The following is a 23,618-nucleotide window of genomic DNA, read 5'->3' on the forward strand; positions in this document are numbered from 1 at the left end:
TTATGATAGACAAAATATTCCTGCGTTTTATAACATTCCTTAACCCGGTGCTGGTTCGCACAGGTGTTGATACCTACCAGTTGAACGAGATATTGCGCATCAAACTGCTAATCGACAACCGCAGGCCCAGGACGGCGTTCGCAGCACGAAAGAATGCAAAAAACAAGGTGCAATCGCCCTGGATGGTTGGTTTTTTCACCGTTTTAATGGGTTTCCTTATTGGCCTGGTGCTCTTTATCAATAAAGCGCCTTATGTCGGGCAGACGCTCTATTTCAGCGCGTTTATGGTATTCATGGCTCTTACACTTATCTCTGATTTCACCACCGTTTTGGTCGATTCACGCGATCAGTATATTATTGCGCCGCGCCCGGTAAATGATCGTACGGTAACCGTTGCGCGTATTTTGCATATCAGTATTTATGTTCTTCGCCTCGCACTTTTACAGGGCGCACCGGGTTTGGTGATGATAGGCTTTATCGACGGCCCGCTGGCTATCCCGGTATTTTTATTACAGATATTGGAGGCAACATTTCTTGCCATCTTCATTGTCAATATTGTATACCTGGTGATCATGAAGTTTGTAAGCCCGCAAAGGTTCAAGGACATTATCACTTATATCCAGATCGGGTTCACTATAGTTATATTCGGTGCATATTACCTGCTGCCCAGGTTGATAGATGTTTCGAAAATTGAAAATGTTAATATCCTGGGCCATTGGTTTTCCTATATTCTCCCGCCTGTCTGGATAACTGCATTGAATGAATTGCTGTTCCATCATGTACGTGCGGATATCATCACGAGTTTGCTTGCCATCGCGGGGCTCGTCGTCCCGGTATTCGGCCTTTGGCTGGTGGCCAAAGTTTTGGCCCCAGGCTTTAACCGCCGCCTTGCTATTATCGCCACTTCCGACGGCAACAGCGCTTCGCCGGCTGCGATAAAAAAAGAAAAGAGGTCGGGGGTATTGGACAGGATCGCAAGCCTGGTCGCAGCCGACCCTGTTGAGAATGCAGGCTTTAAGATAACCTGGAAACTCTCTACCCGCACCCGCGAATTCAAAATGAAAGTTTACCCGGCATTCGGCTATATTCCCATTTATTTCGTTTATTTCACCTTTAACGGCAAAGGGCAAGACCTTGCTGAACGCTGGGAAAACTTAAGAAACGGGCACAATTATATCATACTGATCTACCTTTGCACTTTCATACTTTCGGCTATCCTGACCAACATATCGATGTCGGAGAAATACAAATCGGCCTGGGTATATTATTCTACTCCTATAAGCCAGCCGGGAAAGATACTTTCGGGCATGTATAAGGCTATACTAACTATTTACTTTTTACCGTATTGCCTTGTATTGGCAATAATTATTGTAGCTATTTGGGGCCCCGGGGCCATTAACGATATTATCCTGGCTATGCTCATCAGCAGCATCTACGGTGTGCTGATGGCGCTATTTATGGTAAAAGGCCTCCCATTCTCGAAACCGGTGATCGTAAAACAGGGGGGCGGCCGTTTTATTGCTTCACTACTGGTCGTAACCTTTCTCGGCGGTATCGGCTTTGGGCATTACTACCTGATGAAGTGGGAAAACGTGATCTGGATACTCTGCATACTGTTTGCTTTTATAGCCTGGCTTATGTTGCATTATTACAAAAAAACAAGCTGGGAAAATTTGGAAATGGCTGATGACCTGTAGGCTGAATTAAGGATGCTAACTTGCTGTTATGCCCATATCGACCGCCAATGGAGCGAGCAGGAGCTTGCTGAGAAGTTGCTCTTGCTTCCTCAGAATATGCGTGCCGAAGCATCAAAAAAAAGGGTATGGACAGACAAGCAACTTTACATCGCGGGGAAACTGTTGCTGGCGAAGCTGCTGCAACAATTCGACATCCATTTCTCATTAGGCGATGTAAAATATAGTTCCTATCATCGGCCATATTTTGACCACGGCATTGATTTTAACATAGCTCACTCAGGCAATTTTGCCATTTGCTGCGGAACGGCCACCGGCAAGGTTGGTGTCGATATCGAGCAGATCAAACCGACTGACCTGAGTGAGTATACCGACTACTTTACTTACGCCGAACGGGAGGTCATCCGGAGTTACCCCGATATCATGAGGGGCTTTTACGACTTCTGGACCCGAAAGGAAGCTTTATTAAAGGCCGTAGGTACTGGCTTTAATATACCGTTTTCGTCTGTTGATGTGACGGGCGATGTGGTTGAATATGCCAACATGACCTATCACATCCAAAAATTGAACATTGATACAGGTTATCCATGCCATATCGCAACAACAAGCCCGTCCAGTGTTATATTACTGGCTGTCAACCTGTAAAACATTATCTGTCTTTTTGGGTTATCAGTATCGTCCAGTCAAACCTTGCATGGAAACTACTCATCAAAAAAAAATACAGTACCTCCCGCTGGCCATCAGCATAATTATAACACTGTTTATCGGTTTTGCGGCATCATTTTTTACGCGCCCCGAAATAAGCGGCTGGTTCGTCACTTTAAAAAAGCCTTCATTCAACCCGCCAAACTGGGTATTCGCTCCTGTTTGGACAACTCTTTATATTCTTATCGGCATTTCAGCATACCTGGTATGGAAGCGGCGCGACGATTCCGGTATATTTAAGGTTACTGCCGCTGTTTACGTCATCCAACTTATACTGAATTTTTCCTGGTCGCTGGTTTTCTTCAGAATGCACGAACTGTTAGGTGCACTTATTGTCATCAAACTTTTATGGCTGATGATACTGGCTACTATAATTTATTTCGGAAAATTCAGTAAGGTTGCTTCGTGGCTACTTGTTCCCTACCTGCTTTGGGTAAGCTTTGCAACTGTGCTTAACTTTAGTATTTACCTGCTTAACCGATAAAAAATATTACTTTTATTTCAACATCGCGACCGGCCTGGTCGTATCCCGAAATATGAAAAAGTTTTTGTTGTCCGCCTGCCTGCTTTTATTTTGTGTGAGTATCTCTTTCGCTGATACTGTTACCATCAAACATTTTGCCATTAAGGAAAATCCGTTCGCCCAAAACGAGATTGCCGTTGTCGCGGTTGACACAGCCAGTAATATCCTGGAAAATATAAATGGTATTTTCTCCTTTACTGTAAACGGCTTTCAGAAAGATCTGCGTTTTGACAAGGGCACGGCTTTCTACCACGAAAAACTTGACAAGTCAAGTTTTCTATACGTGAAACATGTCGACGAGGCCGGTACACATTCCATACTTTACTACGTTTATAAAGGCGACCATAAATTGATCCCGGTCCACATTAGCTGGATCGTACTGCTGGCTATCCCGATACTGCTTGTCGTGCTGGGCTATATGTTCAAAAAATTCATCATCATAGCCGCCATCATTTTCATCGTATTTATCTATTTCAATTATAACCATAACCTGGGAGCCGGCACGTTTTTCGAAAGCATTATCGATGGGTTGAAGGGGATGTTCGGTAAGTGAGTTTAAAGCGGAAATCCCTGAACGTTACTTTCAAAAATTTAGTAAATCAATTATTCAACTATTGATCAGAACGGCATGCCTACGCCGAAGTTGAGCTGCATAAAATTATAACTTTCGCCATTGGTGACCTTGTACGTATCTTTGAACGTACCCGAATGGAAAAGTTCGTTACCATGTTTGAGGAGTACCCATTGATCGGAGCCTGAAAATTCGGGGTCCTTAAATTTAAATGCTGCATCGAGCCGAAATACAAAAAAGGTAAGATCGAACCGTAAGCCGGTTCCGATAGCCATGGCTGTAGAGGGTAGGATATTGTTCAGCCTGAACTCCTGGTTAGGGAACTGGTCTTGTTTATGCAGCCGCCAAACATTACCCGCATCCACGAAAAAGGCCCCTTTAAGCGCCGATCCAAAAAAATTATTGGCTATTTTATACCGGTATTCGGCGTTCGCGACGAATTTTATTTCTCCGAATTGGTCGAGGTAACGTAACCTGCTTCGGAGCTCATTGGCGGCATCGTCAGTCCCGTAGCTTGCCCTGTTAAACTGGCCCGGGCCGAGTGTACGCGGTATCCACGCCCTGATATCGTTAGCGCCGCCCACATAAAAGTTTTTTTCGAATACCAATTGGGAACTGTTGCCATAAGGAACGCCGACACCAGCGTTCATCCGTAAAATAAACTGCTGCTCGTGGGCAAGATCTTTATAGAACCGAACATCTACTTCCATTTTGGTGTACTGGGCAAAGGTATATCCGAAAATGGTACGCTGTCCGGCGGTATCGCGGGCGGTGTTGAATATATTGCTGAGCAGCGACAGGGTGTTACCACCAATATCCAGACTTCCCCTGAAATAAATAAAGTTTTGATAGGAATTGAGTTTGTTCGCATTAAGCTGGTAGGTGTATTGCGAACCCGAAGTAAAAATGGTACGGCCTATGAGATACACGTAAGAGTAATACCCTTTATTCAACAGGGAATCCCTTGCGCCTTCGTTTATCGTTCCTTTTGAAAATTCGATATCAATCGGCGTTACCGTATGTATCTTACTGGCTGTCTCCGTAAAATCATAGCTGATAGAGTTTACAAAACTTTGCCGCTCTACCAAACCCTTTTGAAAGAACAATGAGTAGCTGCTTGCGAAAGTGGTATGCGGCACGCCATATTTTCCCAAAATTGGCAGATTAAAAGGGAAAAGTATTTGAGGGTAAGTAACACTTGCACCTAGTTTAAACTCCTGGTTTTCGACAGCGCCGCGCACCGTGGAGTTATTGCCATTATCAAACAAAGTATTATAATTGAGCTTAACCTGTAAAATGGTAGCCGACTTGAACAGGTTCCTGTCGGTAAACGTATTGCCGATGTTAAAACCGTACCTTCCCCCGTTGAACAGGAATTCGCCCTCAACTCTGTCCGACATTTGTTTTAAGGGCACCAGGTCTATTCTTTTATTGAGCCGGTTGGTGCTGTCTCCAAGTTTTTCGTAGGCGGGATTAGGCACATTCCTGAAGACATTTAACTCGGCTAAACGCGATGTCGTTAGTATTTGCCTGTCTAAATTATATAGTTCCCCTTTTTTCTGGAAATCATAAATGGTGATGATCCGGGGATTGAATTTGTGCGAATAGTCAATGAACTTGTATTGAGAATCTACCTTCAACGTATCCGCCGGGCCAGTGTTTCTACCGCTCGTGTTCGATATCGTTATGGTGGTATTATTGATCCTGTAGGTAGGATGGGCATTTTTTCCCTGTGGGTTATCGATGATCATTTTAACATCGGCAACGCTTTTATTAAAAGTGGTGTCGGCATCAAACGTGACGTATTGACGCAGGAAATCGTAGTATCCGTTTCGCTTCATTAAAGTATATATTCCATCCCGATCATAAGCCAACGTGTCGGCATCATATCGCCCACCTGGCCTTACATGGCTAAACGAGGAAACATATTGCCGGTAAAGATGTTCTAACTTTTTATCAGCAATGCTATCGGTATAGCTGCGGAATCTGAACATCGGGCCCTCTGTTGCAGTAAACACCAGTTCGGCGCGTTTATTTTTTACTTTTATGGTATCGGTGACCGTGGCTTTCAGGTAACCTTTGTTCCTCAAAAATTTCTGAATCTGCTGTTTTGAAAATTCGACCAGCGACGTATCCACGATATTAGGCGGTTCCCCGATATCCTTTTTCCCGTTTTTGCTGAACCAGTAATACAACCGGAGATTAAATTTATTATTGGGTTGCTGATCCTTATCCACGTAGTTGATCGCAGCTTCTGAAAACTCTTTATCAACCCCCTTTATCGTTATTTTACGCACAAGCGCCTGGTTATCGTTAAGCCGCCGGGTTAAACTGCAGGCCGAAACCAGAAAGACGAGAAGAATACTTAATATTGTAAGGCGGTAACCTTTTGTACTATATGCTTTCAAAATCCCAGATCAATTTATTAAAGTCATTACAACATAAAAAGTTTCGCCGCGACGCAGGTTTATTTTTGGTGGAGGGCCACAAATCCATCATCGAATTTGCCGATTCGCCCTACCAAATAGAAACTGTTTATCATATTCCCCGGTTCGATTCAAAAGTGCTGAAATTATCCCAAAAAATAAACTTGTGTGAAATTTCTGTTACCGACCTTGAGAAAATAAGCAGTCTTAAAACGCCGCAGGATGTTGTGGCACAAATCAAAATACCCGCGTGGCCTGCGCTGGGCCACCTTGAATTGAAGGGGAAGTTTTCACTGGCATTGGATGGTGTCCAGGACCCGGGCAATATGGGAACCATTATCCGCATTGCCGACTGGTTCGGTGTTGAGCGAATTATTTGTTCGGAAGATACGGTTGATGTTTATAATCCGAAGGTGGTGCAGGCCAGTATGGGTTCGTTGGCGAGGGTTAAGGTTTATTATACAGAATTGGGTGCACTTTTATCTTCAGTGAAGATGCCGGTATTCGGTGCTTTGCTAAGCGGGAATAACATTTATAATACAGATTTTGGCCATGAAGGGCTTATTTTGATGGGTAATGAAGGGAATGGGATCAGGCCCGAAACAGAAAAGTTGATTACCCGCGCAGTTACTATACCACGTGCCGGCAAAGCGGAATCATTGAATGTAGCGATAGCAACAGCTTTATTTTGTTCGGAAATAAGCAGAAAAGCTTTAAAATAAAATTGCCAGCCAATAAATATTTACTATTTTTGCACTCCTTAAAAAGGGTCGGATGGCCGAGTGGCTAGGCAGAGGTCTGCAAAACCTTTTACAGCGGTTCGAATCCGCTTCCGACCTCGAGGTTTACAATATTAAAATTACAACACCATGGGCGTTACACGTTTAAAAAGAAAAGACAGAAGGAATAAAACTTTCTCACGTTTAGAGGTTCAGGGCCTTAAGCTGGCAACCAACATCGAACTGGGAAGCCGTTCGGCTGAACCGAAACACAGCCAGATAGCAAAAAACAACGAAGCTATCGCGAAGGCTTTAGGTAAATAAGCCCCCTCTAAATCTCCCCCTGTAGGGAAGACTTTTTGATTGGGTTAAAAATCCTGTTTGCTTTAGGCAGACAGGATTTTTTTATTGATCCGGCTGATCAAACCTGGCCCTTCATATATAAAACCTGTATAAAGCTGGATCAATGATGCGCCTGCTTTTAACTTATCCATCGCATCCTGTGCCGAATGTATGCCGCCTACCCCGATAATGGGGAACGCGCCTTTGGATCGCTGGGAAAGGTAGCGTATTACTTCGGTAGAATGTTCAGTCAATGGTTTCCCGCTCAGTCCTCCTTGTTCGTTTGCATACTTTTCTGATCTGAGTCCTTCGCGAATAACGGTCGTGTTCGTTGCGATCAAACCAGCTATTTTAGTTTGGATAACAATATCGACAATATCGTCCAGTTGTTCATGTGTCAGATCGGGGGCTATTTTTAATAATATCGGCCTGCTGATACCGTTTTTGGAATTGCGTTGCTGCAGGGTATTCAAAATATTCATCAGGGGTTCCTTTTCCTGCAAGGCGCGCAGACCGGGCGTGTTAGGCGAGCTTACGTTCACCACAAAATAGTCGACCACATCGAACAGGCGATCGAAACATTTAATATAATCATTTACGGCCTCTTCATTGGGAGTGGCCTTATTTTTACCAATGTTACCCCCTATGATGAGCCCTTTTTGCCAGGGTTTAGCATTGCGGCGATAGGCGGCGATACGCTCGGCTACCACATCGGCACCCATGTTATTAAAACCCATACGGTTGATAAGCGCCTTATCTGCAGGCAGGCGGAACATCCTGGGCTTGATATTACCCGGCTGGGGCAGCGGGGTTACGGTACCCACTTCGATAAAGCCAAATCCCAGGTCGGCCATTTCGCTGATCACCTCGGCATTTTTATCAAATCCTGCAGCGAGGCCAACCGGGTTCTTAAATTTTAAGCCGAACACTTCTTTCTCCAGCCGGGTGTCCTGCACATCCCATATCATGCGGCTTAGTTTTGAGCCACCAGGAAAGCGGTTGAAGCGTTTTAAGTTGCGTGTAACAAAATAGTGTATCTTTTCAGGGTCGAACCGGAACAGCAGCGGTTTTATCAACTGGTACATGGCGCGAAGTTAGGTTTTTTGGTTCATAGTTCATGGATCATAGTTAATGCCGGCTGCACGCTTTTTGCTATCTGCCTTAAGCTTTAAGCCTCAAAAAGCGTATCTTTGCGCGCAAATGATCGCTATAAATAATCTTACATTCGAGATAGGTGCACGGGCTTTATATGATGAGGCTAACTGGCATATCAAGCCAGGTGAAAAGATAGGCCTGATAGGGGCCAACGGAACGGGCAAAACTACCCTGCTGAAAATGATCGTTGGTGAGTATACGCCGACATCGGGCACCATCTCCATGGCCAAGGACCTGACCATGGGTTACCTTAACCAGGACCTGCTCTCCTACTCTTCAGATAAGAATATCCTGCATGTGGCCATGGAAGCCTTTGAGCGCCAGAACCAGTTGCACGACGAGATAGAGAACCTGCTGAAGAAACTCGAAACGGATTACAGCGAAGACTTGTTACACAAGCTAAGCGACAAACAGCACGAGTTTGAAGTGCTGGATGGTTATAATATCGAATACAAAGCACACGAAATACTGGCCGGTTTGGGTTTTAGCGAACCGGACACACACCGCAAGCTGAGCGAATTTTCGGGCGGATGGCGCATGAGGGTGATGCTGGCCAAGATACTTTTGCAGGCTCCGGATATTCTTTTGCTGGATGAGCCTACTAACCACCTTGACTTACCGTCCATACAATGGCTGGAAGAATACCTGAAAGCTTTTGAAGGTGCGATAGTTATCGTATCGCACGACAGGTGGTTTTTGGACAGGGTGATCAACCGTACGGTTGAATCGCGTAAAGGCAAGCTCACGGTTTACGCGGGCAACTATTCCTTTTACCTGGAAGAAAAGGCCCTGCGTGAAGAAATTCAGCGCGGCGAGTTTAAAAATCAGCAATCGAAAATAAGGCAGGAAGAACGTTTGATCGAACGCTTCAGGGCTAAGGCATCGAAAGCAAAAATGGCGCAATCGCGTATCAAGGCGCTGGATAAATTGGAGCGTGTTGATGATGTGGATGATGATAATCCATCGGTAAACTTCAGTTTCCGGTTTTCAAAGCAATCGGGCAGACATGTGGTAACATTGGATAATATCACGAAGAAATACCCTGCTATCGATATTTTAGAACATGCGGAAGCGGTGATTGAAAAGGGCGATAAGATCGCATTAATAGGCGCTAACGGCAAAGGTAAATCAACCCTGCTTCGTATTATAGCCGGGGCTGATAAAGATTTCACCGGCAAAGCTGAAACCGGGCATAATGTATCGCAAACTTTTTTTGCGCAGCACCAACTGGAAGCATTGCATCTGGAAAATACGGTTTTACAGGAGCTGCAATCATTCGCACCAAAACATACCGAAACAGAACTGCGCACCATCTTAGGCTCGTTTCTCTTCACGGGCGACGACGTATTTAAAAAGATCAAGGTACTGTCCGGTGGTGAGAAATCGCGCGTAGCGTTGGCAAAGGCGCTCACGGCTGACGCGAATTTCCTGGTACTGGACGAGCCCACCAACCACCTGGACATTGCATCTGTAAATATACTGGTACAAGCATTACAGCAATACCAGGGCACTTTCATTGTCGTATCGCACGATCGTTATTTCCTGGATAATGTGGCAAATAAAATATGGTTTATCGAGGAACATGCGATAAAACAATACCCGGGCACATACGCCGAATTTGATGAGTGGTTTGCCAAACGTAAGCTGGCGCCAAAAGCCGCGGCGCCGGCAACGCAGCCTAAGAAAGAAGAGAAAAAAGAGCCTTCGCCGGAGAAACACCAATCAGACGAGCGTTCGAAACAAATAAAGAAGCTGAACCAGGAACTGGTCAGGATGGAGCAGGAAATAACTGAGCTGGAGAAAACGGTAAAACAACTGGAAACACAATTGGCCGATGACAAACTTTACAACGATGCCAACAACGCCACGAAAGTGACCGATAATTACCAGCTAAAAAAACTGGAGCTGCAGGAGATACAAGCTAAATGGGAATCACTTGCGGAACAGATACTGGAGCTGGAATCATAAATACAAGATCAGGGAATTTACACCCGGCTAAGAATATGAGTAGAATTGCTTTATGTATTTGCATCGCTTTATTTTTTAGCGCAGGCGGCTATGCGCAAACAACGCCGTATACCGACCAGGTATTTCAGCCCGGGATAAAGACCGTTGAATTGTATAATACCAAAAAGGCACAGTCGTTCCCGCTTATAGAACTAAACTCGCGGGAACAGCTTTTGTTGGGTTTTGATGACCTGCAGGGTGGCAGCCGCAATTTTTACTACACAGTTGAACATTGCGATGAAAATTGGACCCCCACCAATATTTCGCCCGCGGAATACCTGCAAAGCTTTACTGAGGACCAAATACGCGATTATAATTATTCATCATCGACCATTCAAAAATATACCCATTACGAGATCAGGTTCCCGAACGATAACATCGGCCTTAAAATATCAGGCAACTATATCCTTAAGGTTTACGAGGATGGGGACAAATCCAAAATGGTGCTTACCCGGCGTTTTTATGTTGCGGAGCCAAAGGTTTCGACCATCGCCGAGGTTGTTCCCCCCAGTGATAATACATTAAGAGAGACTGACCAAAAGGTCAATTTCGAGATCAATTACGGGTCGTTGCGGGTGCAAAACCCCAACTATGATATCCGCGCGCTGATCATGCAAAACCGGCGCAGCGAAACGGCTATCCTTAACACGCAGCCCGCCAGCATTCGTGGCAATACGCTGGTTTACAATGACCTCAGCACCAATAACTTCCAGGGTTTAAACGAATTCAGGCATTTTGATACCCGCAGCCTGAAGCTGAATTCGGACAGGATATCACACATTTACCGCGACACGGCGAACACAGTTGTTTTACTGATAGACCCTACCAATAACCAGCCGAATTACTCTTTTTATTATGATAATGATGGCAAATTCTTTCCCGGCAACCAGGATGGCGGCAGTGACCCGCGCATAGATGCCGACTACGCACACATGTACTTCACGCTCGCAACAACGAGATCAGATAACGATGGATCGGCATATATCGTCGGCCAGTTCAATAACTATCAGCTTAGCGATGCGAGTAAACTAACCTACGACCCTACCGACCACCATTATCATATCCAATTATTCCTGAAACAAGGTGTATATGATTATGAATATGTATGGGTGCCTAAAGGATCGCAAAAGCTCGATAATACCGCATTCGGCGGGTCGCATTATGAGACCGAGAATGAATATGAGATACTGGTTTACTACCATCCTTCCGGTGCACGCTGGACAGAGTTGGTGGGATTTCGGGGACTGAATACCACAAATCGGTAGCACCTTTCGCTCATTGCTGCCGGGTCGCGTAAAATGTCCCGTTTGCAATAGTATAGCTGGGGCTGGAACTAAGGTTGCCCCCCGAATCAAGTATTGTAAACTCCTGTACCGAAAAAGTCCCCTTGATATAACTTGATGTCACATCGGTTATGTCACAGTTCCCTGCTTCCCCGCTACGGATGTGCTTATATCGGCATTGCCCGCACTATAAGTAATTAAAATACCTTCCTTTTTAATATCGTTGGTTGTAAAGTTGTCCCCTGCTTTTAGCGTTGCTGCATGAAAGATATTGATAGTTATAGCTTCACCTACGTCTGCCGGATCGTTGAGGACAGTATTATGTGCACTTATTACAGTAGAAGACATTTGGAAGTCGTTCCCGGTTACTTCATACGATTGGACATTTCCCAAATGGTGTGTTTGTCCTGTTATTGAAAATTGCAAATGATCAACATTGGGGATATTAACTCCATTTTTCTTACAGTGACTCAAGAGTAAGATCACCAATAAACACGTAAAGATCTTATAAGGTTTCGTTTTCATAAAATATTGGTTTACAAAATAAAGTTACCATGTATTTTATTAATTATCAATTTTTTAAAGGGCCTTTAAATTTAAAGGCGCACTTGATATGCGATCATGATTTCGGTTTAAATGCGTTAATGTATATTTGCAGTAAAACCCATATCCATGAAGTCCAGAACACCCAAAGAATCACATACCATTATGAATGAACTGGTATTGCCTAACGATACCAACACATTGCATAACCTGATGGGAGGGCGCTTATTGCACTGGATGGATATAGCGGCCGCCATATCGGCGCAGAAACATTGCAACCGTATCGTGGTAACCGCTTCGGTGGATAATGTTTCGTTCAAGCATTCTATCAAGCTGGGCGACGTGGTTACCATTGAGGCAAAAGTCACACGTGCCTTTACCACTTCGGTAGAAGTGCGGCTGGATGTATGGGCACAAAATATACCTTCGGCAACAAAGGTTAAAAGCAACGAGGCTTATTACACTTTTGTAGCGGTGGACCAAAGCGGGCGCACGATACCCGTTCCATCGCTGGAGCCGGAAACCGAGGAAGATAAATTGTTATATGCCGGGGCATTACGCCGCCGTCAGCTGCGCCTTATTCTGGGCGGAAAAATGAAGCCGGATGACGCTACGGAACTGAAAGCTTTGTTTTTTTCGGATCAGAAAGATTGAATCCCGGTCAAGATTTATTCACCCGGCCGGTCAGCTACTTGTTTTACGAGCCCATCCTGGCTGATGCTCCAGGCAACTTTGCCGTCTTCATCTTTTATAAAAGCCATAAACTGGTGTTCTGTGGCTTCAAGGCGTAATTTATTAGTTTTTTGGCTGACTATTACTGTTTGATCCAGGCCAAGATCCGTCAAATTTTTATTGTAAACCTTATGCAGCCTGTACCATTCCTGTTCGCGGTAATAGATGAGCCACAGATATTGCTTTTGAAATTCGGAATAAGGCATTTCAAAGTTAACACTACCCGGCTCGGCCCGGCTGAATTGCAAATAGCCCCACCTTTCGGGATAATGCATATTGATGAGCCCCTGTGCCGACCATACCCAGTTATGTTCTGGCAATAGTTTGCCGGCACTTCCGGTAAGTTTAACATATTTACCATCCACCACTTGAGTGTCCCACTCTACCCGCGAAAAATTAGCCCGCCAGGTTGTCCCCTCATGTGGCAGTGCGCCATTTCCCAATCTAATGGATTTGAAAGGAATGGCCATTTCAACCGTCCAGCCTTCGTCCTTGTCTGATGGATCGTTGAGTGTGCCTTGTATTTTTATGGCCGACCGCAGTCCCTTAACATCCCAATTGCTTAACGGCGCTCCGCCATCGCGATAGGGCTTGTTAAGGAACAAGTCAAAAATGGTGTTCAGCGGATTTACCTCTACCTCAAAATAATTATGCGCGGTGTTATATGGGTCTATAAAAAATTCGAAGTCATTATCATGAAAAACAATATCGTCCCTGTTCTTCAGCGTTGCCCAAACCTGTGGCTCGGTAAGCTGCGCAGCAATATAAAGGCAGCTATCGTCCCAAAGTATTTTTATTTTGGTGGAAAGCGGTGGTTTGGGTTTATCTGCGCCTTCAATGTCTACAAATTCGTTTGTCCAGGGTACGCGCTGCCAAGCCAGTTCGTTGATATTGCCGTCGATCACCGGCGGAAATTCAGTGTGATAAACAATATAGTTCCCCGGTGTAGTAAACAGGTTTTCCAATCCCTTAAAAGATGACTGTGCCTTTAAGACGAAAGCATTAAGAAGAAAGGCGGAAAAAAGCAGGTATCTGGACACGGGCGAAGTTAAGGCAGTTAGATAATGGTCAATTATTTAGGTTTTAACTCCCCATCTCTACTATCTTATCAAATTCTTCCCTTTTTACCGCCGATACAGAAAGGCGGCCGAGCTTTACTAACTGGATGTCCTTGAGTGCGGGTTCGGCTTTTATTTGCGCCAAAGTCACGGACTTTTTCAGGGCCTCAACCGGCACAAGATCGACCACCAGCCAATTGGTATCGTCGGTAGTCGGGTCCTGGTACGATTCCCTTGCCACTTTGGCTATGCCGACAACATCTTTACCCTCGTTACTGTGATAAAAGAACACCAGGTCGCCCTCTTTCATAGCCCTCAGGTTATTCCGGGCAGCAAAGTTGCGGACACCATCCCACACGGCACGGCCATCCTTATTAAATTGTTCCCAGCTATACTTATGAGGTTCTGATTTGACGAGCCAATAGTTCATGATACAAGTTTTCACCAAATATAACAGTTGTAATAAATATCAGGGAACGTTCGGTTAACTGTGTCTAAATTTTTACTGTACAGATCAGCGCTTAAATAATTTCATCTAATGGATTCAATTTTTGTGACAGAAGGAGCTCATTAATGCCGTTTCTATCTTAAGATGGAATTAGACAACTGACCAGGGAGTTTTAATAACCTAATTTCCAAGCCGGATTGACATTATCTTTCCAGCTATCTCAAAATCAACTGATTATTTTTTTGAAAAAACCGGCACTTTCCTGATAACAAGTCTATCTTTACAAACGAACATCTGCATATGGGATTACCGCTAAGAATAACTTTCAATGATACCGACTACGCGTATCAGATCGTCAACAGTAAGTTAATTGACCGCGACACTACCGAACTCGAATTGATTTTAGACGGGGAAACAATTGGCCTGCAACGCGATCAAAATAAGGGCTGGGTGCAAAAAGACGACAATAGCACTATCGATCCCGACCTGGTACAGGCACTTGGGCGTTCTGTATCGTTACGTTTGCGGATGTAATTGTACCAGGTTTATAATCAGACTTTTTTTCCGAAAAACACCTTCCTGTAATTTGTTGCCATAGGGTGTTTTGACAATACAGGCGGGAACAGTACATATTTGTCGACAATAGCTTTATCGAAGAACTTTTCATCAACGGCGGTTACTTTGAAACCTACTTTTTCCAGCATGTCAACAAAGTCGTCACCGAATATCCTGACGTGATCATCCTGTCCGAAAAGCCTTTCCCGTTCTTTTGGGTCGGTGATGGTCAAGTCCTCGTAAGTCTTATCAAGATGGTCCTTTTGCGGCACCGTCAGGATACAATAGCCTCCATTGTCAAGCACCCGATAAATTTCGGTCAGGCCATTCTGAAGATTATAAACGTGTTCTAAAACATCGCAGGCAATAAGACAATCAAAACTTTTGTCGCCTATTTGTTTCATATCTGTTATATCCAGGTTGTAATCTATGTCACCGTAATCATAACCCTCTGCAAGGTAATCACCAGTTTTGTATACCGCTGGTTTTCCTTTTATTGCCCTTTTAGTAGCTTCTTCAGGTGCGCAATGAAGCACTCTTTTGCCAACGATCAGTTTGCTTTCACTGAACTCATCCAACATGGTTAAAGCGGCTACCAATAAACGACTACGAACGGTAGAACCGCAATTAGGACAGCTTGAATAAGCGTGCCAACTGTTGCTTTTAAGTTTGTTTGCCTTGTAATGACATATATTGCACTCAACCTTATTGCCGGCCAGGTTATAGTAAACCTGCGATGCCCCAATAAGTGTCTTTTCGGCAGCTCGTTTTCCTTTTTTTAGTATTGTTTTCATTCAGAGAGATGGTGATGGGGTTTAAATTTTATCTGGTCATTTGAAAAAATAGCATTTTAGTTTAATATGTTTAGAAATTAATATCATATTGACCTCAATATAGTCATTAATGACAACTAATGTGCAATCAGCCAGTTTTTCTTAAAAAAAAACCAAACGCGGCAGCTATCAATTTGTGTTGGTCAACGCTTCCTTTTCGAGTTTGATCTCTGTCTTTTTGCTGCGATTGAACCAAAATATACTGGCCGTTTTCATGTATTCAACCTGTTTCTTAGGTTTCTTGAAAGTGTATAACCACCACAAGCCATACTTAAGGCAGAAATTGTAAAAGAACACCGGTAGTACAATACCCGATGTCCATACGATAAGCACCAGCGCGGGAACATAATACAGGTGGAACACGTTCATACAAACGATACGCGTAAACGACATGGTGACGATCTGCATAACGTAAATAAACAGCGAGTGATAACCAACGATACGAATAAAGGTCAGCGCCTTGTATCGCTGAAGCAAGAAGGAAAAGCTAACCGAGGTAACACACCCGATAAGCGCTTCGATCAGGAACCAAAAGGGCTGCTGGTATTCTACATACTGCATACCAAGCGGTGTGGGCTTGATGTTCAATTGCGTGAAATGATACTGAACGTATACAAATACAGCCAGCAGGGGCAGGAATATTTTCCAGGAGGTAAAACGCTCTATATTACCTTCGGCAAGCATGATATTAGAAATCAGGTCGCCAAGCGCGAAAAAGAAATAATATTCGCAAATATCGTTCAAAAAGCCCTTGTCGATCTGATGTGTTTTCATATAAGCCGAAACCGAATACAGGGCAAAACCAAATATGATATGCAATACCGGGCTGATCTTCAGTTTTGATTTTAAAAGCGCATATATTCCGCCAATAAAAAACAAAGCGTTCAGATACCAGAATGGCCCGTTCTGTCGGGGGTCGGTGATTAGATAGATGTAATTCCACGGGGTGGTACCATTGTTGGTAAATCGTGCCGCCAACAATTGAAGGGTTACCTGTACTGAACCCCATATCAACAGAGGATATAATATATTATTGACACGGTCTGAAACATAGCCGCCATATCCTTTTTTTGCAAGGCTTTTACCCACCAGCAAGCCGGATATGATAAAAAACAAAGGCATCCGGAATCCGTAAAGGAAAGTATTGAGATAATTAATAAAAGGGTAGTCATTCAACGGCAGGCCGTGGCCGTTCAGGGTCAGGAAGCAATGCCCGAAACCGACGAACATAATACTGATGCCTTTATCGTAATCGATCCAAAGCCATCTTTTCTCACTTAAAATAAACCGGGAATTAAAAGGATCCATTTTAAAAATTGCAAATTAGTTTTTCTGTTAATTCCGGCAAAACAGTATTGATGTTTATATGTTATAATAAATAATGTATTGACAGCGGTTTTAAACGGGATAATAGCAAATAATGTTCCAGTTAGGTATTTTGCATTACTCCTTATTTCTCACCAAATTAAAATTGGCATGTAAAGTGCAGATTTAGAAAAATTTACGTTTAATGCAAAGTAGAATGTAACATTTAAATTACAATAATTTTCATTTTAATATAAAATTTTATTTTTAATTAACTATTATTTAGTTTTGTACGTATACTTAACTAATACTAAACTAACGCAATGGATATTCAAACGATAGCAAGCGTAGGAAACATATATCAAAATATAGCTTTTTATGCTTTTTTAGCTCTAATCGGCTTTATGTGTTTTGAATTGATTAAACACAATTCAAAACAAAGAGGGTTTGGGGTCACTGTCCCCAATAAGTGAGCATTTTCCACCCCGCATAGTTAATGCAATATCTTAAACATTAGTTCTTTCATCAATTCGCCAGGTCCGTCGTTTGAGTCGACACCTTTACTTTTCAGGTCATATTCGCGAAGCAAACTAATTATCTGCATAGTTTTCCCATAATTATAACTGCGCGCTGCCAGTTCATAGTCTTTTACAAAATAAGGGTTAACTCCTAATTCGCGCGCAAGGCTTTGAGGCGACTTATCCTTTGCATAATGATATAACAACACCTTGCTGAAGAAATTATTCAAATTACCCAAAACCAGCACCATGGGATTGGATTTTGGGTTGGCTTCAAAATAATTAACGATCTGGTTTACCTTCAGCGGGTCCTTGCGGCTTAGGGCAGACTGCAATTCAAATACATTGTATTCCCTGCTGATGCCGATATTATCCTGCACATGCTGTAATGTTATGGATTGGCCCTTACTTACGTTCAGCATTAGCTTATCCAGTTCATTGGCAATTTTTGAGAGATCGTTCCCCAGGTATTCGGCCATCATAGCCGTCGCCTGTCCGTCCATCTTATATCCCTTTTCACCGGCATAGTCTTCTATCCATGCAGGTATCTTATTGTCGTATAATGACGTTGATTCAAAGACGAGCCCGTTCTTATCTATCGCTTTGTAGGTTTTCTTCCGCTTGTCAAACTTTCCATATTTATAACAGAAAATAAGAACAGTACTGCGTAATGGATTTTCCAGGTAGCTTAATACCGGGTCTATCCCCTTTTTATCATCGTCTTCCTTACCCCATTTCATGTCCTGCGCTTCTTTCACCAGCACCAATTGATAATCGGACATAATTGGGTAACGCTTGGCGGCATTGAGCACGGTCATTATATCTGTGTCCTTACCGTAAAGCACCGTCTGGTTAAATCCTTTTTCAGCGTCAGACAATAACTTATCTTCGGCATAGTTGCTTACCAGGTCGATAAAATAAGGCTCTTCGCCGTGCAAAAGATACAGGGGCTTTAGCTTTCGGTTTTTAAAGTCTTTTATTATTTCGGTCGCCGTCATAGAGGAAGTCAAAAGTAAAAATTCAAAAACGAAAAGCCTGCTATTTTGAATTTTGAATTTTTACTTTTGGAATAATGCTTCAGCCACTTCAACTACCGCCCTACCCTTTCAAGATCGTTGAGCAGGATGGCGTGCTGGCCATTTTTGACGAGATACGCAAAAAGCACATCATTATAACCCCTGAAGAATGGGTGCGCCAGCATTTTGTTCAATACCTCATCAACCAAAAGGGGTACCCGAAATCGCTGATCAAACTTGAAGGAGGACTGAAATTACACGGTAAGGCCCGGCGAACCGATATAGTGGTTTTCAACCCCAAAGGTGAGAGGATACTCCTGATAGAATGTAAGGCACCATCCGTCAGTATCGACCAGAAAGTATTCGACCAGGTGGCACGTTATAATATGGTGCACAAAGTATCGTTACTCGCCGTCAGCAACGGGCTCGAACATTATTACTGCCGGATAAATTTTGAAAAACGCGATTATAGTTTTATAGAAGACTTACCGAATTATAAGGACGTCTATTTTTAACTTATAGTAGCTACCAGGTTCTGTATCTTTTCTTTCAACTCGTCGGGCTTGAACGGCTTGGACACATAGTCGTTCATGCCGGAGTTAAATACACGTTCTTTTATGTCGAACAGTGCCGATGCGGTAAGGGCAATGATAGGAATGTTGGCCTTACGCGGATCGCGCATTTTTCGTATTTCGGTAGCTGCGTCAAATCCATTCAGAACGGGCATTTGCAGGTCCATCAGGATAATATCGAAATTGCCGTATTGTACCATCTCTATAGCACGCTCGCCGTTCTCGGCTATAGTAGGTGTGATGCCCCATTTGGAAAAAAGCTTTTTCATCAGCATCACGTTTACCATATTGTCCTCGGCTATCAACACCCTTAGCTGGCTCATTGAATCGATAGGAGTTGCCACAGACACTGGCTGATCATTTTCTTCCGGCGCCGGAGCGACTTCTGTAGAAACAGGAAATTCCATATCAAATGAAAATTCCGAGCCCTCGCCAAGCGTACTTTGCACCTCCATATGCAAGCCCTGGAGCTCGAGCAAACGCTTTACAATGGCCAGACCCAAGCCTGTGCCGCCGTATTGCCTGGTAGTACTGATGGACTCCTGGGTAAAAGGCTCAAATATCGTTGCAAGGCTTTCTTTTTCGATACCAATACCGGTGTCTTTAACCGAAAAATTAACATTTACGATATTATGCCTGTCCTCAACGCATTTTACATTTACCCAAACATTGCCCGAAGGCGTAAATTTAATGGCATTGCTTATCAGGTTAAATATGATCTGGGTTAGCCTTGTCGGGTCGCCGATCACAACCTTATTTTTCAGGCTGCTGTCAATGGAAACCCTGAATTCAAGTTCCTTTTCTTCAGCCTTAAGCCGCAACCCGCCGCATACATTTTGCATCAGGTCAGGTATTTTAAATTTGATATTCTCAAACACAACCTTGCCTGCTTCAATTTTGTTAAAGTCAAGCACATCGTTTACAAGGGCGAGTAGGTTGTTAGCCGAGAATTTTAAAATATCCAGGTTATCCCGCTGATCGGGCCGCGGGTTTCCCATCATCAGCAGGTTACCCATGCCTATCACCGCGTTCAGCGGAGTGCGTATCTCATGCGACATGATGGACAGGAATTCCGATTTAGCCTGAGCTGATTTTTCAGCCTTCTCTATCACTTTTTCCAGCTCTACATTCAGGTTACCCCTTTCCTCAGCGGTTGCCCTCAACTGCTTCATGCTTTTAATAAAGGCCGTATAGAAATGGCTGTGCATGAAGATAATGAGGATAAAATTAGCACATACCGCAATGATGATAGTAGACTCATCTATTGTCATAGGCTTGATGCCTATCACGTAGTTGTTGTCATACTCCAGTATCAAAAACAGTAATACCGGTATCAGGTTCATTAGCGAATAAAACATCCCGCTTGCCTGGCCCAGCATATAAAAACTGAATATGATGATGAGCAGCACGATCTGCGCGGTAATAATATCTACTGTTTGCAGGGTAATAAAAACATTGGTAAGGTTTACCATAGTAGCCATCACCAGCAAAATATGCGATATGATGCCCCAGCGCGGTCGGAAGGTCAAGTATTTAAATAAAATGATAAAACTGACAAGCAATATCAGTGTGGTAAAGGCAAGCAGGTATTGGTGATCGAGATAGATATTAACAACCAGGGCTGAAACCGCAATGATGGCGAGCCACAAACCATAATACAACAGGCGTATTCGTGCCTGGTCAAGGATGGTTTGCTCCCTGGTCAATATCTTATTTACCGAGAAGTTAAAAAAACCTACGTCTCTGTTCATCGTGGGGTAGCCCTGATCTATTAAATATTAATTAAAAATACAATACCCAACCCTTTCGGCAGGTGCCGATTTTTCAAGGAGTCGCCCTTTTATTAACAATTAGCCTGCCAACCCGAGTAAATTGTTCTCGATTATTTTCAATTTGGCCACAGCATCGGCTTTTTTCCTGAGCTCGTTCTCAATAATTTCGGGTTTGGCATTTTGCATAAAACGTTCGTTACCGAGTTTTGCTTCTACTGATTTTAAAAAGCCGAGCAGGTATTCTTTCTCTTTCTGCAGCTTTTCTATTTCAGCTGTAGTATCCAGATCTTCTTCCATCGGGATAAAAAACTCGTCTGTAGAAACCCTAAACGCAATTGCGCTATCTGTTTTACTATCAGCAGGACTAATTTCGCTGATGTTGGCCATCTTTGAAATAATGGTTTGAAAGCTGTCGTAGCCAATGCCCGAGTTTGATTTTATTAAAAGCTGAAGGCTTTCCTTTGGCGACATTTTTTTGCTCTGCCTTACTTCGCGTATTTTGGTTACCAGTTCCTTAACCAGTTCTGTTTCTCTTAGTAACTGGGTATCAATTTGCCCGATTTCCGGCATTTTAGCAACAATGCAACAATCCTGTATGCTTCGTTGACCGAATATATCTTCGTCGTGCCATAACTCTTCTGTAATAAACGGCATAAAGGGGTGCAGTATTTTCAAAACATCTTCAAAGAATGACACCGTTGCCTCATATGTTTCTTTGTCGATAGGTTGCTCGTAGGCCGGTTTGATCATCTCCAGGTACCAGGCGCAAAAGTCGTCCCATACCAACTTATAAGTCGACATTAACGCCTCGGATATCCTGTATTGAGCAAAATTGCCTTCTATCTCGCCCAAAGCTTCGTTAAAACGGCTTTTGAACCATAAAATAGCTGTGGTATTATTATTATCCAGGCTATCATCAACCTTCCAGCCCTTAACCAGCCTGAACGCGTTCCACACTTTATTGGCAAAGTTTCGCCCCTGCTCGCAGTGCCTTTCGTCAAACATAAGGTCGTTGCCTGCAGGTGACGAGAAAAGCATGCCGACGCGAACGCCGTCTGCTCCGTATTTTTCCATCAGATCGAGCGGATCGGGCGAATTTCCCAACGACTTTGACATTTTCCGGCCGATCTTGTCGCGAACGATCCCTGTCAGGTAAACGTTCCTGAAAGGTACCTCACCCCTGAATTCGTGCCCGGCCATGATCATCCTGGCCACCCAAAAGAATAATATTTCGGGGGCGGTAACCAGGTCGTTGGTGGGATAATAATAGTTAATGTCGTCGTTGTTAGGATCTTTAAATCCGTCGAACACTGACATAGGCCATAACCATGAGGAAAACCAGGTATCTACAACGTCCTCTTCCTGGGTGATATCTTCGGATCTGAGATTTGAGATTTGAGATTTGAGATTTTTTGCAAGTTCAAAAGCCTCTTCCCGGTTTTTTGCTATCACATATTGCCCATCGGGTAAATACCAGGCTGGTATACGCTGCCCCCACCATAACTGGCGACTGATACACCAATCCTTTACGTTCTCCATCCAGTAACGATAGGTATTGATATATTTCTCAGGTATCAGTTTAATATCGCCTTTCAGTACATAATCCAGGGCTGGTTTTGCCAGTTCAGGCATTTTACAAAACCATTGCATCGAAAGCTTGGGCTCGATAACGGCATCAGTCCGCTCGGAAAATCCGATCTGCGATTTGTAATCCTCTATCTTTTCCAGCGAACCGGCCTCTTCCAGCATCGGGACGATCTTTTTCCTCGCTGCAAAACGGTCTTCTCCTACCAATATCTGCGCCTTGTCGTTTAAGGTTCCGTCATCGTTCAATATGTCTACTACCGGCAGGTTATGCTTTACGCCAAGCTCATAGTCGTTCAAATCGTGCGCTGGCGTCACCTTCAGGCAGCCCGTACCAAATTCCATATCCACGTAATCATCCAGTATGATCGGAATTTCTTTATTGATTAAAGGGATAAAAGCTTTTTGGCCATGAAGATGCTTGTACCGCTCATCGTTGGGATTGATACAAATAGCCGTATCGGCCATGATGGTTTCCGGTCTGGTGGTCGCTATCGTTAAAAAACCGCCATCAGTTACTGCGTACCTGATGTAATACAGCTTTTGATTTACTTCTTTACGAATTACTTCCTCATCCGAAACTGCGGTTTTTCCCTGCGGGTCCCAGTTTACCATACGAATGCCTCGGTATATCCACCCTTTTTTGTACAAGTGAATAAAGGTATCTATCACCGCTTCAGACAGATCCTCATCCATCGTAAAACGGGTCCGGTCCCAATCGCACGAAGCGCCAAGTTTCTTTAACTGTTCCAGGATAATGCCGCCATATTTCTCCTTCCACTCCCAGGCGTATTCCATAAATTTCTCGCGGCCGATATCCTTTTTATTGATTCCCCGTTCCTTCAGCATCGCAACAACCTTTGCTTCGGTGGCAATACTGGCATGATCCGTCCCCGGCACCCAGCAGGCATTTTTGCCTTTCATACGGGCACGGCGTATCAGCACATCCTGTATGGTATTATTCAGCATGTGGCCCATGTGCAACACGCCGGTAACATTCGGCGGCGGAATGACGATGGTATAAGGCTCGCGCTCATCCGGCACCGACCTGAAAAACCGGTGCTCAATCCAATAACTATACCATTTGTCTTCTGCTTCTTTGGGCTGATACTTTGTAGAAATACTCATAACGCGCAAAAATAACTTTTTTGGTTCATAGTTGATGGCTCATAGTTTATTGGGATAGCCGGCTATGAATTATGATCGGTAAACTATATGCGTCGCAACCCATCACAATATTGTTACAATTTGATAAAC

Annotated in this window: 21 protein-coding genes and 1 tRNA gene; 12 read left to right on the top strand and 10 right to left on the bottom strand. The window is 43.7% G+C overall.

The window, feature by feature from the left end; genetic code table 11:
* Positions 1–2: 2 nt before the first annotated feature.
* From FRZ54_RS21030 to FRZ54_RS21045, 4 genes are read left to right on the top strand one after another with little or no spacing between them, the layout of a single operon-like run.
* Entirely contained in the window at positions 3–1,697 is a 1,695-nt protein-coding gene (locus tag FRZ54_RS21030) for a hypothetical protein (protein WP_147033779.1), read from the top strand.
* Positions 1,698–1,709: 12 nt separating this feature from the next.
* Positions 1,710–2,339: a 4'-phosphopantetheinyl transferase family protein gene (locus FRZ54_RS21035; protein ID WP_147033780.1), complete on the top strand. Its 630-nt coding sequence runs from the start codon at positions 1,710–1,712 to the stop codon at positions 2,337–2,339.
* Positions 2,340–2,388: 49 nt separating this feature from the next.
* Complete coding sequence (locus FRZ54_RS21040) at positions 2,389–2,883, top strand: TspO/MBR family protein (RefSeq protein WP_147033781.1); 495 nt, start codon at positions 2,389–2,391, stop codon at positions 2,881–2,883.
* Between the two features lie 52 nt (positions 2,884–2,935).
* Positions 2,936–3,475 (top strand): hypothetical protein, encoded by a 540-nt coding sequence (locus FRZ54_RS21045; protein ID WP_147033782.1) that lies wholly within the window; start codon positions 2,936–2,938, stop codon positions 3,473–3,475.
* A 65-nt stretch (positions 3,476–3,540) separates the two neighbouring features.
* On the opposite strand, the gene tamL is transcribed toward FRZ54_RS21045, so the two are convergent.
* Positions 3,541–5,901 (bottom strand): translocation and assembly module lipoprotein TamL, encoded by a 2,361-nt coding sequence (gene tamL / locus FRZ54_RS21050; protein WP_147033783.1) that lies wholly within the window; start codon positions 5,899–5,901, stop codon positions 3,541–3,543.
* Between tamL and FRZ54_RS21055 the strand changes: the two genes are divergently transcribed.
* The 3 genes from FRZ54_RS21055 (at position 5,892) to FRZ54_RS21065 (ending at position 6,962) form a co-directional block, all read left to right on the top strand.
* On the top strand, positions 5,892–6,641 hold the full coding sequence (locus FRZ54_RS21055; protein ID WP_147033784.1) for a TrmH family RNA methyltransferase: 750 nt from the start codon (positions 5,892–5,894) through the stop codon (positions 6,639–6,641). The two genes, tamL and FRZ54_RS21055, sit on opposite strands and share 10 nt — an antisense overlap.
* A 46-nt stretch (positions 6,642–6,687) precedes the next feature.
* A tRNA-Cys gene (locus FRZ54_RS21060) sits at positions 6,688–6,758 on the top strand.
* 30 nt (positions 6,759–6,788) lie between these two features.
* Positions 6,789–6,962 (top strand): spore protein, encoded by a 174-nt coding sequence (locus tag FRZ54_RS21065; protein WP_147033785.1) that lies wholly within the window; start codon positions 6,789–6,791, stop codon positions 6,960–6,962.
* A gap of 62 nt (positions 6,963–7,024) precedes the next feature.
* Here FRZ54_RS21065 and FRZ54_RS21070 read toward each other — a convergent pair whose 3' ends face one another.
* Positions 7,025–8,065, bottom strand: a complete 1,041-nt coding sequence (locus FRZ54_RS21070) for a quinone-dependent dihydroorotate dehydrogenase (protein ID WP_147033786.1) — start codon at positions 8,063–8,065, stop codon at positions 7,025–7,027.
* Between the two features lie 115 nt (positions 8,066–8,180).
* Between FRZ54_RS21070 and FRZ54_RS21075 the strand changes: the two genes are divergently transcribed.
* Both FRZ54_RS21075 and FRZ54_RS21080 read left to right on the top strand, forming a co-directional pair.
* Positions 8,181–10,103: an ABC-F family ATP-binding cassette domain-containing protein gene (locus FRZ54_RS21075; protein ID WP_147033787.1), complete on the top strand. Its 1,923-nt coding sequence runs from the start codon at positions 8,181–8,183 to the stop codon at positions 10,101–10,103.
* A 35-nt stretch (positions 10,104–10,138) separates the two neighbouring features.
* Positions 10,139–11,407, top strand: a complete 1,269-nt coding sequence (locus tag FRZ54_RS21080) for a type IX secretion system plug protein (protein WP_147033788.1) — start codon at positions 10,139–10,141, stop codon at positions 11,405–11,407.
* A gap of 147 nt (positions 11,408–11,554) precedes the next feature.
* Here the strand turns inward: FRZ54_RS21080 and FRZ54_RS21085 are convergent, their stop codons facing one another.
* Entirely contained in the window at positions 11,555–11,950 is a 396-nt protein-coding gene (locus FRZ54_RS21085) for a hypothetical protein (RefSeq protein WP_147033789.1), read from the bottom strand.
* Between the two features lie 147 nt (positions 11,951–12,097).
* Between FRZ54_RS21085 and FRZ54_RS21090 the strand changes: the two genes are divergently transcribed.
* Positions 12,098–12,622, top strand: coding sequence for an acyl-CoA thioesterase (locus tag FRZ54_RS21090; protein ID WP_147033790.1), 525 nt, complete (start codon positions 12,098–12,100; stop codon positions 12,620–12,622).
* A 14-nt stretch (positions 12,623–12,636) separates the two neighbouring features.
* Here FRZ54_RS21090 and FRZ54_RS21095 read toward each other — a convergent pair whose 3' ends face one another.
* Positions 12,637–13,740, bottom strand: a complete 1,104-nt coding sequence (locus FRZ54_RS21095; RefSeq protein WP_147033791.1) for a carbohydrate-binding family 9-like protein — start codon at positions 13,738–13,740, stop codon at positions 12,637–12,639.
* 43 nt (positions 13,741–13,783) lie between these two features.
* A complete protein-coding gene (locus FRZ54_RS21100; protein ID WP_147033792.1) occupies positions 13,784–14,188 on the bottom strand; it encodes an EVE domain-containing protein in 405 nt (134 codons plus the stop codon).
* A gap of 318 nt (positions 14,189–14,506) precedes the next feature.
* On the opposite strand from FRZ54_RS21100, the gene FRZ54_RS21105 reads away from it, so the two are divergent.
* Positions 14,507–14,740 carry a hypothetical protein gene (locus FRZ54_RS21105; RefSeq protein WP_147033793.1) on the top strand — a complete coding sequence of 78 codons (234 nt, stop codon included), beginning with the start codon at positions 14,507–14,509 and terminating at the stop codon, positions 14,738–14,740.
* A gap of 17 nt (positions 14,741–14,757) precedes the next feature.
* Here FRZ54_RS21105 and FRZ54_RS21110 read toward each other — a convergent pair whose 3' ends face one another.
* The 3 genes from FRZ54_RS21110 to holA all read right to left on the bottom strand — a co-directional run bounded on the left by FRZ54_RS21110 (position 14,758) and on the right by holA (position 18,415).
* Positions 14,758–15,555 (bottom strand): methyltransferase domain-containing protein, encoded by a 798-nt coding sequence (locus FRZ54_RS21110; protein ID WP_147033794.1) that lies wholly within the window; start codon positions 15,553–15,555, stop codon positions 14,758–14,760.
* Positions 15,556–15,723: 168 nt separating this feature from the next.
* Positions 15,724–16,902, bottom strand: coding sequence for an acyltransferase family protein (locus FRZ54_RS21115; RefSeq protein ID WP_147033795.1), 1,179 nt, complete (start codon positions 16,900–16,902; stop codon positions 15,724–15,726).
* A gap of 490 nt (positions 16,903–17,392) precedes the next feature.
* A complete protein-coding gene (gene holA, locus FRZ54_RS21120; protein ID WP_147033796.1) occupies positions 17,393–18,415 on the bottom strand; it encodes a DNA polymerase III subunit delta in 1,023 nt (340 codons plus the stop codon).
* Positions 18,416–18,489: 74 nt separating this feature from the next.
* Here holA and FRZ54_RS21125 point away from each other — a divergent pair, with 74 nt between their 5' ends.
* Complete coding sequence (locus tag FRZ54_RS21125; protein WP_147033797.1) at positions 18,490–18,948, top strand: type I restriction enzyme HsdR N-terminal domain-containing protein; 459 nt, start codon at positions 18,490–18,492, stop codon at positions 18,946–18,948.
* On the opposite strand, the gene FRZ54_RS21130 is transcribed toward FRZ54_RS21125, so the two are convergent.
* Positions 18,945–20,756: an ATP-binding protein gene (locus FRZ54_RS21130; protein ID WP_147033798.1), complete on the bottom strand. Its 1,812-nt coding sequence runs from the start codon at positions 20,754–20,756 to the stop codon at positions 18,945–18,947. The genes FRZ54_RS21125 and FRZ54_RS21130 overlap by 4 nt on opposite strands.
* 99 nt (positions 20,757–20,855) lie before the next feature.
* Positions 20,856–23,489, bottom strand: coding sequence for a valine--tRNA ligase (locus FRZ54_RS21135; protein ID WP_147033799.1), 2,634 nt, complete (start codon positions 23,487–23,489; stop codon positions 20,856–20,858).
* Positions 23,490–23,618 lie beyond the last annotated feature (129 nt).

It is taken from the genome of Mucilaginibacter ginsenosidivorans, assembly GCF_007971025.1.
Lineage (GTDB): Bacteria > Bacteroidota > Bacteroidia > Sphingobacteriales > Sphingobacteriaceae > Mucilaginibacter > Mucilaginibacter ginsenosidivorans.

Coding starts and splice junctions, on each gene's coding strand:
- FRZ54_RS21110 (WP_147033794.1), bottom strand. CDS start 15,555: ATGAAAACAATACTAAAAAAAGGAAAACGAGCTGCCGAAAAGACACTT.
- FRZ54_RS21135 (WP_147033799.1), bottom strand. CDS start 23,489: ATGAGTATTTCTACAAAGTATCAGCCCAAAGAAGCAGAAGACAAATGG.
- FRZ54_RS21040 (WP_147033781.1), top strand. CDS start 2,389: ATGGAAACTACTCATCAAAAAAAAATACAGTACCTCCCGCTGGCCATC.
- FRZ54_RS21070 (WP_147033786.1), bottom strand. CDS start 8,065: ATGTACCAGTTGATAAAACCGCTGCTGTTCCGGTTCGACCCTGAAAAG.
- FRZ54_RS21105 (WP_147033793.1), top strand. CDS start 14,507: ATGGGATTACCGCTAAGAATAACTTTCAATGATACCGACTACGCGTAT.
- FRZ54_RS21090 (WP_147033790.1), top strand. CDS start 12,098: ATGAAGTCCAGAACACCCAAAGAATCACATACCATTATGAATGAACTG.
- FRZ54_RS21080 (WP_147033788.1), top strand. CDS start 10,139: ATGAGTAGAATTGCTTTATGTATTTGCATCGCTTTATTTTTTAGCGCA.
- FRZ54_RS21085 (WP_147033789.1), bottom strand. CDS start 11,950: ATGAAAACGAAACCTTATAAGATCTTTACGTGTTTATTGGTGATCTTA.
- FRZ54_RS21055 (WP_147033784.1), top strand. CDS start 5,892: ATGCTTTCAAAATCCCAGATCAATTTATTAAAGTCATTACAACATAAA.
- FRZ54_RS21045 (WP_147033782.1), top strand. CDS start 2,936: ATGAAAAAGTTTTTGTTGTCCGCCTGCCTGCTTTTATTTTGTGTGAGT.
- FRZ54_RS21125 (WP_147033797.1), top strand. CDS start 18,490: ATGCTTCAGCCACTTCAACTACCGCCCTACCCTTTCAAGATCGTTGAG.
- FRZ54_RS21100 (WP_147033792.1), bottom strand. CDS start 14,188: ATGAACTATTGGCTCGTCAAATCAGAACCTCATAAGTATAGCTGGGAA.
- holA (WP_147033796.1), bottom strand. CDS start 18,415: ATGACGGCGACCGAAATAATAAAAGACTTTAAAAACCGAAAGCTAAAG.
- FRZ54_RS21130 (WP_147033798.1), bottom strand. CDS start 20,756: ATGAACAGAGACGTAGGTTTTTTTAACTTCTCGGTAAATAAGATATTG.
- FRZ54_RS21065 (WP_147033785.1), top strand. CDS start 6,789: ATGGGCGTTACACGTTTAAAAAGAAAAGACAGAAGGAATAAAACTTTC.
- FRZ54_RS21115 (WP_147033795.1), bottom strand. CDS start 16,902: ATGGATCCTTTTAATTCCCGGTTTATTTTAAGTGAGAAAAGATGGCTT.
- FRZ54_RS21030 (WP_147033779.1), top strand. CDS start 3: ATGATAGACAAAATATTCCTGCGTTTTATAACATTCCTTAACCCGGTG.
- FRZ54_RS21035 (WP_147033780.1), top strand. CDS start 1,710: ATGCTAACTTGCTGTTATGCCCATATCGACCGCCAATGGAGCGAGCAG.
- FRZ54_RS21075 (WP_147033787.1), top strand. CDS start 8,181: ATGATCGCTATAAATAATCTTACATTCGAGATAGGTGCACGGGCTTTA.